Raw genomic sequence first — 13,404 nt, 5'->3', positions numbered from 1 at the left:
AGTGATTCATGGAGGGAATGACATGCAAGGCACCCGTTCAAGCGGATATTCCGCAGACAAAGGCAGCTGTGCCTAACCGGATTGTGTAAGCTGACCAACCTATGTTTATGCTTCCTTAGCCAGTTTTGCCGAAGGTTTCTCTCAGAAGCAGAAGCTAATTAAACTTTTTTAGGAGGGTAAGAGATGGCAAATTATTTATCGCCAGGCGTGTATGTGGAGGAAGTCTCAAGCGGGGTCAAGCCGATTGCCGGTGTGGGCACCTCAGTCGGGGCCTTCGTCGGAATCGCAGAAAAAGGGGTCATCGGCAAAGCGGTACTGGTCACCAACTGGAGCCAGTTCGTCAATGAGTTCGGCCAGTTTATTCCGAATGGCTATCTGGCTTATGCCGTGTATAACTTTTTTGCGGAAGGAGGCACCTCCTGCTACGTAGTGAGAGCGGCATCCACCGATATCCGGCCGGCTTCGCTTGCGGTTCGCGATACCGATAATCTGGATTTATTCAAAGTAGTTGCACGTTCGGAAGGGGAGTGGGGCAACCGGATTTCGGTCAAGATCAGCCCGTCCTCTAACAAGCAGCAATTTGGCTTCAAGATGATTGTGCAGTATTTGCTGGACAGTGATTTCAATGATGAATACAGCGGAGAAGACGAAGAGGGCAAGATCGTCGAAATCTTCGACAACATGCTGCTGATCAATTTTGAAGAGAAGGTGAATCAGGTATCCGCCTTCGTCAGTGTCAAGCCGCTGGTGGACCTGACCATTCTGGAGAATATGGAGAAAACGCCGGCGTTCAATGAAACAGCCCTGTCTCTCAGCGGCGGTGTGAACGGGATGTCCCCGATTGACTTCCTGGGGGATGCGGTCAAGCGGGCCGGTATCCACGCGTTCGATACGATTGACGGCATCAACATTGTAGCAGCTCCAGACCTTGCAGATATGGCGTACAGCCGGGGCACCATCCTGGATATGCTGAACTACTGCAAGCTGAGAAAAGACTGCATCTTCATCGTAGATCCTCCGCATGGCTTAAGCCCGCTGGAGGTCAAGGATTTCAAGGAGGGGGCGGGCGATTATTCGGGCAATTCATTCAATACGTCCTACGGCGCCCTGTACTATCCTTGGGTCTATATCAACGATCCGCTGACCGGGAAGCAGAAGCTTGTGCCGCCGTCCGGGGCGATTGCCGGCACGTATGCCTATGTCGATGCCGTTCGTGGTGTCCACAAAGCACCGGCAGGCACCACCGACGGCTATCTGGATTCCGTAGTCGGGATTGAGAAGATCATTACCAAGGCGGAGCAGGAGCTGCTGAATCCAGGCGGCATCAACGTGATCCGCTCCTTGCCGGAAGGCATCTGTGTCTGGGGAGCCAGAACGCTGTCCGCCGATTCGGAATGGAGTTACGTCAACGTCCGGCGGCTGATGATGTACATTGAAGAATCGCTGGATGAGGGCAGCCAGTGGGTCGTGTTTGAACCGAATGATCCGAGCCTGTGGGGCAAGGTCAAACGCAATCTTACTGCCTTCCTGACCCGGGTATGGAGAGACGGTGCGCTCTACGGAACTACGCAGGAAGAGGCCTTCTTCGTCAAAGTGGACGAGGAGAACAACCCGCCTGCCGTGCGGGATGCCGGCCAGCTGATTATCGAAGTGGGTGTAGCCCCGGTCAAACCTGCTGAATTCGTAGTCATCCGGGTCAGCCAGAAGACCTTATCCAAATAAGAGATTGAGAGGAGATTTATCCTATGGCAACCGGCAAAAGATTAGACCCTTACCGCAATTACCGCTTCCGCGTTGTAATTGACGGCATTCAGACCGCAGCCTTCGCAGACGCAACGATACCGGATACATCCACAGAGGCTGTGGACTACCGGGAGGGCATCGATGCTCCGCATGCACGCAAGCTGTCGGGCTTGACCAAATTCGGGAATATCACTTTGAAAAAAGGTCTGACTGACTCCCTGGAGCTCTACAACTGGCGCAAGTCGATTGAGGATAAAGGCGCGCTGAAGAACCGCAAGAGCTTGTCTATCATCCTGGTGGATGAAGAAGGCAATGACAAGGCGCAGTGGGATATCCTCGAAGCCTGGCCGATCAAGTATGATGTCAGTGCTCTTAGCGCCAAAGGCAACGAGGTCTCTGTCGAGTCGATGGAGCTGGTGCATGAAGGGGTTCGCAGAGTGAAATAGCTTCCCGTTCTTCGTCATCGTCACTGTGGATGTGATGCGTTACGCCAAAACATGAGATGGCCGGTATGGACATCATATTCATGGCCGGGGATGCCGGAAGGAAGCGAAGACATGAGGATGGTCTAGAGGAGGAAGTGAGGGAGATCATGGAACTATTACAAACCGAATTCAGCTTCACCCTGCCCAAAGGGTACGTGGATGAAGCGGGCACGCTGCATAAGCAGGGGACCATGCGTCTGGCTACCGCAGCCGATGAGATTACACCGCTACGGGATTCCCGGGTTCAGCAGAACCCTGCATATCTGACAGTCATTCTGCTCTCCAGAGTGGTCACCGGACTGGGCGGACTGGGCATGATTACACCGAGAGTCATCGAAGAGTTGTATACCTCGGATTTCGCTTATCTGCAGGATCTGTATAACCGGATTAACCAGAACGGAAGTAATGCGGTTCATGCGCAGTGCCCCAAGTGCGAGCAGCGCTTTGAGCTTGAACTGGAACCGCCGGGGGAATAGTCGGCTACCCCCTTGACCGCCTCTACGAGGAGGTAGCCTTTCTGACCTACTATCTGCACTGGGACTATACGGCGGTGCTGAACCTGGAGCACGCTGAACGGGACCGCTGGTGCAGTGAAGTCAGCCGGATCAACCAGAAGCTGAGTGGCGGGGAAGAGCAGAAGAACTTCTTTGAGGCTTAGGAGAGGATAACATGAAGGCAAATATGCTAAATATCGGCGCGAAAAGTAGCTGGGTGCCCGGGTACCGGGAAGATCCCTTTCTTGCTTTTAACTTCATCGTGGAAATTGACGGGATCTCCGTGGCCGGATTCTCTGAGGTCTCAGGCCTTAGCGTGGAGACACAGGTGGAGCGCAAAACCTTCGGCGGCGAGAATCATAAGGAGTTTGTGTTCCTGGGACCGACCAAATACTCGGATCTGACGCTGAAAAACGGGGTTACGAATGATGAATATCTGTGGAACTGGTATCAGAATGTGGTGAATGGTGTCATCCGGCGGCGCAGCGGGTCCATCTGTCTCTTGGATCATTCCGGCACACCCAAGGTGTGGTGGAACTTCATCGAAGCCTGCCCCATCAAATGGGAAGGGCCGGCGTTCAACGCCAGCAGCAGCGCGGTAGCCGTCGAGAGTCTGGTTCTGACTCATAACGGTCTGTACAGGTACCGGTAATGAGCCGGAGCATTCGGAGCACAGCGGCTCCTGCGAATCAGAAGCAGACCGAGTTCATTCATTCGATTCTGGCAAAATACGGCCTGACCCGTTGGCGGAGCAAGCTGAATAGCCTGATCCTGCGGCACAATCCGCTATATGCTGCGGGACCGGAAACATTGCCGCGAACGGACATGGTGATCAACCATATCCATTACTCATCCTATTATTCCGCAGTGCCGGGCAAGGATCATTCGGAAGCGGTCAGCCGCATCTTACTGGTTACTCAAGGCGGCAGCAGGGCCGGATTTAGTCATCCGACTTCTTCCCCTGGTCAATCAGCAGATAGGCGGAGCGGGCTACATTCAGCGGCAGGGCGACTTGGCTCCGTGCAGGTGTTACAAGAGAGGGTCAGGAAGCATAGAAGCAATCAACATCAGGTAACAACGGAATATCGCATTCGAAATACAGCGCTTCATCCGGCTGAACCTGTAACTGCTCAGCCTGCCGTATCAAGAACGGTGCAAGTCTCTGCGCCGTCCGGGGGGGCTGTTCTGAAGCCGCAGCCTCCAGGCGCTACAGTCGAAAGAAGCTATGGAGACCGGCAGAACAGAGACGAATTGCCGGCTGCTTCTGTCCTTCCAGGGCAGCAAGACTGGATTACAGGCAGACCGGTCCATGCAGTCCATCGTCATGAGCAGCTGGTGCAGGTGATGCAGCTGCTGCGGACCTATGGCCTTAAGCAAGAAGTGGAGAGCGGAGCGGATGCGCAGCCCTTGAGGCAGAAGTCCGGGCATCCGGTACCGGCACAAGCATTGAAGCATATACGGGAGGCCGTCTCAGGCTCAGCCGGGACCGCTGTGGAAGCACAGCTTAAGACTCTAACCCTAAGCTTCAAGCCCGGTAACCCGCGGCTTCCCGATTCAAGCGTAAATGCAAGTCTTCAACTCGGCTTAGGTCAGCAGCTGACGGCAACCCTTGAGCAGTTAGAGAGCAGGCAGGAGCTTCTGAGCCCGCTGCTCGCAGCCGTTAGTACGGTTCATCAGAGGCAGCCGATGAAGTCATTGCAGCTGGCGCAGCCGCATATCTTGCTGCCGCTTGGGGGTGCGTCAGGTGCACCAGCTGCGGCCAGGCAGGCGGCATCCGCGCGAATGGCCGCAGCCGGAGGCCGGGCAGCTCTAAGAGGGCCGGGGCCTGCGGCTCCGGTGGAGGCTGGCCTGATCTACGCTGCAGACCGGGCAGAGCTTCCGTCCGCCCCGCAGCGAAGAAGACCGGGCAGTCCGCTTAGGGGAACAAGCCCTGGTTATGAAGCGGACCTTCAGCCTGGCGCCAGCCATAGCCGCCTGGTGCTGCGGAAGCCTGAAGCGCCCCGCGCGGCTCTGCCGGAGCCCGTGCAGCAGCAGCTGGAGCGGGTGCTGCAGGAACACGCGGCCCAGCCTCATGCACAGACCTTCGTCAAGGCCGCTCCACCGCCGGCCATAAATGCAGCGGAGCTGAATCAGCTGGCTGAGCGGGTCTATCAGGTGCTGGAGAAGAGAATGGCAATACGCAAGGATCGGAGGGGGCTAAGATAATGGCGGAGAAAGCGAAGATCATTCCTCTGGATATGCCCGTTGGGGCCATTGAGGTGATGTTCAATCCCAATGAGTACACCGTTTCTTTTGAAGGCAAATATACCGGGGAGAAGAACAACAAGCAATTCCAGATTACAGAGACACCGGAGTTCAAGGTCTCCTTGTTCTACGATACCTATGAGCAGCGCAAGGATGTCCGCAAGAAGACCCGGCAGCTGACCTCGCTGCTTGATCCCAAAGTTAGCGGCAAAAGCACGAAAAAACCGCCGGTGTGCATGTTCGTGTGGGGCGGCTTCACTTACCGTGGCCTGCTGAGCAAGATCGAGCAGAAGTTCACGATGTTCATGGATAACGGCACGCCTGTCCGCTCGCTGCTGGATGTGACCTTCATCACAGATGAGCCGGACAAGTCGGTGGAGGACAGCCAGGGTCTGAATGCCTGCCGGAAGCTGTGGGTGGTCAAAAGCGGGGACCGGCTCGACCTCATTGCGAATGAGGCGCTGAAGGAGTCGCTGGCCTGGCGCAGAATTGCCGAGCTGAACAGGATCGTCAATCCGGTTGGCTTTCCTGGCAAAAACGATATCGGGAGAACTCTGGTTATCCCGGATTAAGGCGGGGATTGCATGGGCACCAGTGTAGCGAATTACAAAATTGAGCTGAACGGAAGCAAGCTGTCCGCTGAACTGACAGCGGCAGTGGAAGGGGTCACGCTGGAGGATGAGCTTAATCTGCCGGCGGTATTTTCCATCCAGATGAATATGGTGAATGCCGGAAGCGGCATGTGGCGGGGAACGGATCTGACGAGCCTGAAGCCGGGCGACCAGCTGAAGCTCTCTCTTGGACTCGACCAGCCGGAGCCGATGATCAGCGGGGAGATTACCGCGCTGGATCTGAACTTTGCGGAGCACTCGGTGCTGGATATACGCGGATATGATCTGCTGCACAGGCTGCGTATGGGGACGAGGAGCAAGGCATTTTTGAAGAAGAAGGACAGTGATATTGCTGCGGAAATCGCCAAGGAGCATGGATTGACCCCTGTGGTGGAGGATACCGGAACGGTCTATCCCTACCTCTTCCAGAATAATCAGAGCAACTACGAATTTCTGCTGGAGCGGGCAGCCCTGCTCGATTATGAGCTGTTCGCGGCAGAGAAGAAGCTGCATTTCGTCAAGTCGCGGTCCGTGAAGGCCCCGGTGCTGCCGGAGATGAGCTTCAAGAAGGATTTTGAACGGCTGAATCTGGAGCTGAGGGCTCTTACCCGGGGGAGTAAGGTGACGCTGAAGGGCTGGGATGTGAAGGAGAAGAAGGAGCTTGAGGCTATCGCTAAGAGCGGAGAAGAGACGACCAGGATGGGCGGGAAGGAAGGCGGCTTCTCCATTAGCACCGCAGCGGTCGGGGAATCACCGATTGTCATTATGGCCGAGAATCTGCTGGATATGAACGAAGCCAAGGTGCTGGCCGCCGCCGCTTACAACAGCCGTCTGCGCGAGTTCATTGCCGGTGAAGGCATGTGCTGGGGGAACCCGAAGCTCCGGGCGGGGCAGACTGTGAAGCTGATGGGTCTGGGCGAGCGCTTCAGCGGCATTTATTACATTGTAGCTACGGTTCACAAGATCGACAGCAAGGGCTATACCACGACGTTCAAGGTGAAGAGGACTGGCCTATGAGTGAAGGACCCGGAATTAGCAATTTTGTTGACAGCATCATGAATGAGGGACGAATCTTCGGTGTAATGGTGGGGATTGTCATCAATAATGACTCTGTGAACCATGCGGACAAGCCTGGGCCCGGACGGGTGAAGGTGAAGATCCCGCTGATGGGGATGCCGGAATCCAACTGGGCGCGTATGGCGTCCTGGATGGCCGGGAAGGAGCGGGGAGCGTTTTGCCTGCCGGAGGTGGATGATGAGGTGCTGGTAGCTTTTGAGAACGGGGATGTCAACCGCCCCTATATCATGGGCTCCTTGTGGAATGGACAAGACCTGCCGCCGGAGACCAACAAGGACGGCAAGAATAATATCCGCCTGTTCAAATCCCGCAGCGGGCATGTTCTGCAATTCGCCGACACCAAGGGGGAAGAGAGCATCACGCTTACCTCCGCCAAGGGTCACGTAATCAAGCTGGATGACAAGGGCGGCGCGGAGCAGATCCGGATTAGCGACAAATCAGGCAAGAACCGGATCATCCTGGATACCAAGGCGAACAAGGTATCGGTATCCGCCGGTGCGGATATAGAAATCTCGGCGGGAGGCAAGCTGTCCCTGTCCGCCAAATCCATTGAAATGAAATCATCGGCGGGCACCGCCATCCAAGCTTCGGCCGGGATGGAGGTCAAAGCCGCCGCCAGTATGACGATCAAAGGGGCTACAGTCAACATCAATTAGAGAGGGGCTTCATTCATGGGACAGCCTGCAGCGAAAAAAGGCGACCGGATTCTGGCGACTGATACACATATCGTTATGCTTCCGGCCGGAGCGGGTCTGGTTCCCACCCCGTTGCCGCATCCCTTCACGGGAATTCTGGATGGTGCGCTGAGCACGAATGTCAAGATTATGGGGCAGCCGGCAGCCACCATGGATTCTACGGGCACGAATACACCGGCCCATGTTCCGCAGGGAGGCCCGTTTCAGAAGCCTCCAACCAATAAGGGGACCATCAGCGCCGGAAGCACGACGGTATTCATCAACGGGAAAAAGGCTGCCAGAAACGGTGATCCGGCGCTGACATGCAATGATCCGGCCGACCTTCCGGCAGGGAAAGTGTCTGCTACGGGAACGGTCTTAATAGGAGGCTGAGTGATGGAAGTTGTAGATTTTTTGGGACGTGGCTGGACGTATCCGCTCGCTGTCCAGCGGGGCAGCGTCCGATCCTCCGGTGGAGAAGACTCCATCCGGGAATCGATCATTCTGATTCTGTCCACGGCCCGCGGCGAGCGGGTCATGCGGCCGGATTTCGGCTGCAGACTGAATGAGCTGGTGTTCTCGCCCAATACCATGAGCACCGCAACCTTGCTGCGAAGCTTCATTGAAGAAGCCTTGCAGAACTGGGAGCCGCGGATTGAAGTGGACGACATTACGGTCACCCCGCGCTCGGACCGCTCCGAGCTTGAGGTGTCCATTGACTATTCGATCAGGGCCAGCAACAGCAAATATAATCTGGTCTATCCATTCTTCCTTGAAAGCGTGGGGAAATAATGCCAAACCAAGTGCCTATTATTGATAAACGGGATCAGGAACAGCTGGTTCCCGAGCTAAGACGCTTAATCCAGCAATACTGCAGCCGGGAATGGACGGATGTGCCGGAGCTTGAGGCAGACAAGAAGGCAGATGCGCTGGTCCATATCTTCACCGGGATGATGGGCAAAGTGATCAGCCGGCTGAACCAGGCGCCTGCGAAGAACTTCACCTCGTTTCTGAATCTGATCGGTATCCATCCTACTCCGCCCCGCGCAGCCAAAGTTCCGCTGCTCTTCAAGCTGAAGCCGGACGCGGACAGCTATAACACGGTTCCGGCCGGAACCCGGGTATCTGCCCAGCCGGAGAATGGGGCAGAGGTGATTTTTGAGACGGACAAGGATTTGACTGTCATTATGGCGCGGCCGGTCCGGGCAGTGAGTCTCGATCCGGAAGAGGACCAGTGGAGCAATCAGGATGCTCTGCTTGCAGGGGGACCTGCCGGCAAGCCTGCCCGATTATTCAGGGGCGATTCGACAGTGGTTCACAGACTGTATCTGGGACATACGGAGCTGCTCGGATTCCAGGAAGCGGGCAGCAGCTTGTCGGTATATTTCAACAAGCCGGATGCAGCCGCGCTGAGCAAGGCCGTACCGGGGCAGGACAGAACCGGAGATCTGCTGAACCATATGAACTGGTTCTGCTTCGATGAAGAAGGGAACTCCGTGCAGTTGTATCCTTCCTCTATAGCCGAGGCGGAAGAAGAAGAGGATGCTCTGTGGAGGGCGGTGGTCCGGTTCGACCGGCTGCCTGGAGTGCATATGAAGACACTGGCCGGGTACGGACCGTCCGGGGCGATGCGGGAATGGCCGGGCAAATGGATCTTCGCAGAGCTGAAGAAGCCTATAACCGCCGGTACGCTAATGCCGGATATCGAAGATATCCGCCTGGAGCTTAACGTGGTTAGTCCGCAGCCGCTCCCGCCGGATGTGACGGTGTACAACGGGAACCTGCTGGATATGGGCAAGGATTATTATCCGCTGGGGGACAAGCCCAGAATCAACGACACGTTCTATATCGCCTGCGGGGAGGCCTTCTCGAAGCAGGGTGCCCGGATCACGCTGAGGGTGGAGCTGTCGGAACCGGAGATCAGCAAGCTGCCGGACACGCCATATGTGAGACTTGGCTGGGAGTACTGGAACGGCAAGGAATGGCTTGCGATCACCAGTCTTGAGGAGAGAGCGGACGAAGGCGGTGCTGCCCTCCATGCGGTCAGCAGCCTTACTGCCAGTGGAACGCTGAGCTTCGTCTGTCCGGGTATCCGGCCGCTGACGCTGGGCGGTGAAGAGCAGTACTGGGTCCGGGCCCGCATCACCGGCGGGAATTACGGGGAGGATGCGAAATACGAATATCAGGATGAAGAGGTCAAGCTGGGGGAAGGAAGCATCAATATAGCCAAGCTTAAGGTGACCCAAGCGACCTACGCCCCGCCCTCCATCCGTAAGCTCAGCATTGCCTACAGCTACACGCTGGAGGCTCACCCGCAGACCGTGCTAACAGAGAATAACTTCAGCTTCGCCGACAAGTCGGCGGCCTGCCGGAACGAGGGGGAGTATTTCAAGCCCTTCTATCCGTGCACCGAGACGGAGCCGACCTTCTATCTGGGCTTTGATCGTGATATCAGCGATCTGCCCGTGTCGCTCTTCTTCCCGCTAACCGGTGAACAGCTGGGACGTCCGGTAGTTGCGTGGGAGTATTGGGACGGCAGAAGATGGCTGACGCTCAGCGTGAATGATGAGATCAGAGGCTTCACCCGCAGGGAGATTCTGCAGTTTGCCGTTCCGGGAGATATTGCGAAGCGCCCGCTGTTCGGCACGGAGCAGTACTGGCTCCGCGCCCGGCTGGATGAAGGCCGGTTCGAGTTTGTCCCGCAGGTGGATGCTATTCTCGCTAACGCGGTCTGGGCCCGCAATTCCAATACCGTCCCGGGAGAGCTTCTGGGCTCCAGCAATGGTGAGGAGAGCCAGATAGTTCAATTGTCCAAGATACCGGTGCTGCCCGGCCAGCTTCTCAAGGTCCGGGAATCCACAGGTCAGGGGGAATGGATACCGTGGGAGGAAGTAGACACATTCTCCGTATCCGGTTCAGATTCAAGGCACTACATGCTGGACAGAAGCACCGGAATGATTATGTTCGGGGATGGGCGGAGAGGAATGATTCCGCCTATGGGCATAGATAACATCCTGTGTAACTACAAGCATGGCGGAGGTGCGTCCGGGAATGTTGCCGCAGGCTCGGTATCGAAGATATGGGACAGCTACAACTGGCTGGATGCCGTAACCAATCCGGTAGCGGCGGACGGCGGCTTCGATCAGGAGGAGGCGGAGCAGGCCGAGCTTCGCGGACCGCATACGCTGAAGAGCTGGAACAGGGGCGTAACTGCTGAGGATATGGAATGGCTGGTGCGTGAGGCGATGCCTCAGATTGCCAAGGTGAAGTGTCTTAGCGACATGAACCGGGAGCTGAAATTCACCCCGGGTAGAGCTACCCTGATCGTGGTGCCGGAGACGGATGAGCCGAGGCCGGTCCCGAGCCAGGAATTGCGCAGTGAGATTGAAGCCTATCTGTGTGAACGGATCTCGGCCCCCCTGAACACCGCCGAGCCGGGGATTGAGGTGGTTGGCCCGGACTACGTCCGCACTGCAGTGGAGGCAACCGTAGTATTCAACTCTCCAGACCAGCGGAAGGTAGCGGAGGGACGGATCATCGACAACCTGAAGCAGTTCTTTCATCCGCTTAAGGGCGCAGACGGGAACACGGGCTGGGATCTGGGACAGAACCTGTATGTCTCCGAGGTCTATGCCGTGATCAAGAATACGCCGGGTGTTGACTATGTATCGGATGTGCTCGTCAAGGCTTCAGTGCAATGCTTCACGCTGAAGCTGGAGCCGCTTGAGAACGGACCGTATAAGCCCCACGCTGCCTATCCGAAATACAGCCTGGTCCGCTCTGAGGACAACGCGCTTCAATTTGCCCTTGCCGAGCCGGTGGATGCCGGGGATGAAGTGAAATCGCTGGTGCTCAGAGGATTCAAGGAGAACGGAATCATCAGGCTCCGCTACAGATCCCGGGAGCCTGTAGAGCTGATCGTCCTCTCTATCGACGGTGACATGCTCGAATGCCAGACCCTGAACGAAGAACCGCTTGCAGAGAGCTATCCCGAGGGCAGCGATCTGGAATTTGAAGTCACCGATGATCTGACGGTCCGGACGTATATCCTCAATAGGCTGGATTCGGGGTCGGTAACCTTTGTGGTGAAGACCGCTGTATTCAAGGAGAAGGATATTGTCTTCCTGAGCCGGACGGATGAATATATCAACACCACACCGCTCAAGATCCGCACCATTGGCAGCGGCAATATTCATCTGGAAGAGGATGAGCTGATCTGCGGCGGGTTGCATCTGGTGAACAAGCCGGAGGAGCATCCCTTTCCATATCTTATGGATAAGCGTGCGGGCCTGCTGCATGATTTGACCGCAACCACAGCAGCGTGCGGGCTGGAGGCTATCCGCATGGAAGAGCGGAGGTATCTGACGGAGCTGTCCGGGATACCGGACACAGTGGCGCGGTGTCCGCATTGTAATGCCTTGGAGACGTAACTACAGAAAGGAGGAAGAACCTATGCCGCTTCCAGTATTGAAGCTGGATGATCTTGGCTTTGACCAGCTTGTGGCCGATGCCACTGCGCTCATTCCGCTCTACGACCCGGAATGGACGAACTATAATCCCTCCGATCCCGGCATTACGCTGGTGGAGCTGTTCGCCTATTTCACGGAGATGGTTCTCTACAGGCTTGACCAGGTGACCGATGAGAGCAAGGAGCAATTCCTCAAGCTGCTGGGTATCACCCTGGAGGACGGGGAGGAGCTGGCGAGCGGAATATCCCGCGGGGCGAAGCAGTTCTCCGAATGCTACAGGGCTGTGACGGCAGAAGATTACCAGCTGCTGGCGAGGCAGTGCCTGCTGGATATCCCTGGGATTCGGAGCACCTATCCCGACCTTGCGGTCCGTACGCTCTGTCTGATTAATACGGATATGGAGAACGGCACCGGGCGGAATAAAGAAGCCTTCGGGCATGTCTCGGTGGTTCTGGTGCTCCAGACCGCGAATCAGCAGGATCTGCGCAGAGACATGGCGGAGATTAAGCAGCAGGTTAAGGCCTTCCTGGAGAAGAGCAAGCTGCTGACGACCCGTGTCCATGTCGTTGAGCCTGATTACCGGGATGTTGTGATTGAGATGACGGTTGCCGCCGGGAATCAGAGCATCGGGAGCATCGTGAACGACAGCATTGTACAGTTCCTGGACCCGGTTAACGGGGGGGAGCACGGACAGGGCTGGCATCCGGGGAGGAAGCTGTACGCCTCGGATCTGTATCATCTGGTGGAGGGGATCGCCGGAATTGATCATGTGACCAGCGTGAACCTGGACTCGCCTGACCTGCTGCCGTTCCAGTTATTTAAGCTGAAGGAACTGAAGGTTGAGGTGGAAGCATGAGCAAGACAGACGGGTACAGTTATGTGCAGTATCTCCCCCGGGTGTTCCAGCAGAAATCGGGTGAGGCGGATGAACAGTTTTTTCTGGGACGGTTCCTGAAGGCCTTCGAAGCCATGCTCTCCGGCAACACGGGGACGGCCGGTGCGGAATCTGTGGGAATGGAGGCCTTGCTGGACGGTTTGCATCAGTATTTCGATCCGCAGACGGCTCCCTCACAGTTTCTGCCCTGGCTTGCAGGCTGGGTGGGACTCCAACTGGCCGAAGGCGTAGAGTATGACGGTGTGGAGGATAACCTGGAGCGCACGCTTGCCCCCATGCAGATTCTTCCGCTGGCAGACGCCCGCAGCACCGTTAACCGCAAGCTGATCAGCAGCATCGTCCAGCTCTACAAGAAACGCGGAACCCTGGGCGGTCTGGCAGAATATTTGCAGGTTCACGCCGGTGAAGAGGCTGCCATCCATATCTATAGCTACGAGGAGCCTGTCCGTCTCGGTAATGCCCGGCGTATAGGCATCAATACGATGGTTGGGGCGGCCGAGCCGAGTTATTTCTCCGTCCATATCATTCTCCCGGCGTTCAGCCGGAGCCTGCTGCAGCAGAAGGTGCGGAATCTGCAGGAGGTGATCCGGAAGGAGCGGCCCTTTTACACCAATTCCAGCTTGAATATTGAAGTTCCGTCTATGCGTCTGGGGGTCTATGGGCGTGTGGGGATGGAGACCTTAGTCGGGGGTATGACAGAGCAATAGAGATT

14 protein-coding genes are annotated in these 13,404 nt (G+C 56.5%); all 14 read left to right on the top strand.

Translation table 11 applies throughout. The annotated features are described in order from the left end of the window. Nucleotides 1–183 precede the first annotated feature (183 nt). The 14 genes from NST43_RS18015 to NST43_RS17950 all read left to right on the top strand — a co-directional run bounded on the left by NST43_RS18015 (nt 184) and on the right by NST43_RS17950 (nt 13,399). Complete coding sequence (locus NST43_RS18015) at nt 184–1,722, top strand: phage tail sheath C-terminal domain-containing protein (RefSeq protein ID WP_076083186.1); 1,539 nt, start codon at nt 184–186, stop codon at nt 1,720–1,722. A 23-nt stretch (nt 1,723–1,745) separates the two neighbouring features. Continuing rightward, a complete protein-coding gene (locus tag NST43_RS18010; RefSeq protein ID WP_019910188.1) occupies nt 1,746–2,189 on the top strand; it encodes a phage tail protein in 444 nt (147 codons plus the stop codon). 146 nt (nt 2,190–2,335) lie between these two features. After that, complete coding sequence (locus NST43_RS18005; protein ID WP_036701224.1) at nt 2,336–2,704, top strand: hypothetical protein; 369 nt, start codon at nt 2,336–2,338, stop codon at nt 2,702–2,704. Beyond that, nucleotides 2,701–2,886 (top strand): DUF6760 family protein, encoded by a 186-nt coding sequence (locus NST43_RS18000; protein ID WP_209992655.1) that lies wholly within the window; start codon nt 2,701–2,703, stop codon nt 2,884–2,886. Before NST43_RS18005 ends, NST43_RS18000 begins: the two co-directional genes overlap by 4 nt. An 11-nt stretch (nt 2,887–2,897) precedes the next feature. After that, nucleotides 2,898–3,374: a phage tail protein gene (locus tag NST43_RS17995; RefSeq protein WP_339218446.1), complete on the top strand. Its 477-nt coding sequence runs from the start codon at nt 2,898–2,900 to the stop codon at nt 3,372–3,374. Next, nucleotides 3,374–4,927: a hypothetical protein gene (locus tag NST43_RS17990; protein ID WP_339218445.1), complete on the top strand. Its 1,554-nt coding sequence runs from the start codon at nt 3,374–3,376 to the stop codon at nt 4,925–4,927. Before NST43_RS17995 ends, NST43_RS17990 begins: the two co-directional genes overlap by 1 nt. After that, on the top strand, nt 4,927–5,538 hold the full coding sequence (locus NST43_RS17985) for a peptidoglycan-binding protein LysM (protein ID WP_339218443.1): 612 nt from the start codon (nt 4,927–4,929) through the stop codon (nt 5,536–5,538). Before NST43_RS17990 ends, NST43_RS17985 begins: the two co-directional genes overlap by 1 nt. A gap of 12 nt (nt 5,539–5,550) precedes the next feature. After that, nucleotides 5,551–6,594, top strand: coding sequence for a hypothetical protein (locus tag NST43_RS17980; RefSeq protein WP_339218441.1), 1,044 nt, complete (start codon nt 5,551–5,553; stop codon nt 6,592–6,594). After that, entirely contained in the window at nt 6,591–7,310 is a 720-nt protein-coding gene (locus NST43_RS17975; RefSeq protein WP_339218440.1) for a phage baseplate assembly protein V, read from the top strand. The genes NST43_RS17980 and NST43_RS17975 overlap by 4 nt, the downstream gene beginning before the upstream one ends. Before the next feature lie 15 nt (nt 7,311–7,325). Beyond that, entirely contained in the window at nt 7,326–7,721 is a 396-nt protein-coding gene (locus tag NST43_RS17970; RefSeq protein ID WP_339218438.1) for a PAAR domain-containing protein, read from the top strand. Between the two features lie 3 nt (nt 7,722–7,724). Further along, complete coding sequence (locus NST43_RS17965) at nt 7,725–8,120, top strand: GPW/gp25 family protein (protein WP_036701060.1); 396 nt, start codon at nt 7,725–7,727, stop codon at nt 8,118–8,120. An 11-nt stretch (nt 8,121–8,131) separates the two neighbouring features. Next, nucleotides 8,132–11,758: a putative baseplate assembly protein gene (locus NST43_RS17960; RefSeq protein ID WP_339218436.1), complete on the top strand. Its 3,627-nt coding sequence runs from the start codon at nt 8,132–8,134 to the stop codon at nt 11,756–11,758. A 22-nt stretch (nt 11,759–11,780) separates the two neighbouring features. After that, on the top strand, nt 11,781–12,653 hold the full coding sequence (locus NST43_RS17955) for a hypothetical protein (RefSeq protein WP_339218434.1): 873 nt from the start codon (nt 11,781–11,783) through the stop codon (nt 12,651–12,653). Beyond that, nucleotides 12,650–13,399, top strand: coding sequence for a phage tail protein (locus tag NST43_RS17950; protein WP_339218433.1), 750 nt, complete (start codon nt 12,650–12,652; stop codon nt 13,397–13,399). The genes NST43_RS17955 and NST43_RS17950 overlap by 4 nt, the downstream gene beginning before the upstream one ends. Nucleotides 13,400–13,404: the final 5 nt, after the last annotated feature.

This window comes from Paenibacillus sp. FSL H8-0332 (assembly GCF_037963835.1).
Taxonomy (GTDB): Bacteria; Bacillota; Bacilli; order Paenibacillales; family Paenibacillaceae; genus Paenibacillus_AQ; species Paenibacillus_AQ rhizoplanae.
The sequence above is the reverse complement of the archived record's forward strand: the minus strand, read 5'-3'. Positions and strand labels throughout refer to the sequence as shown.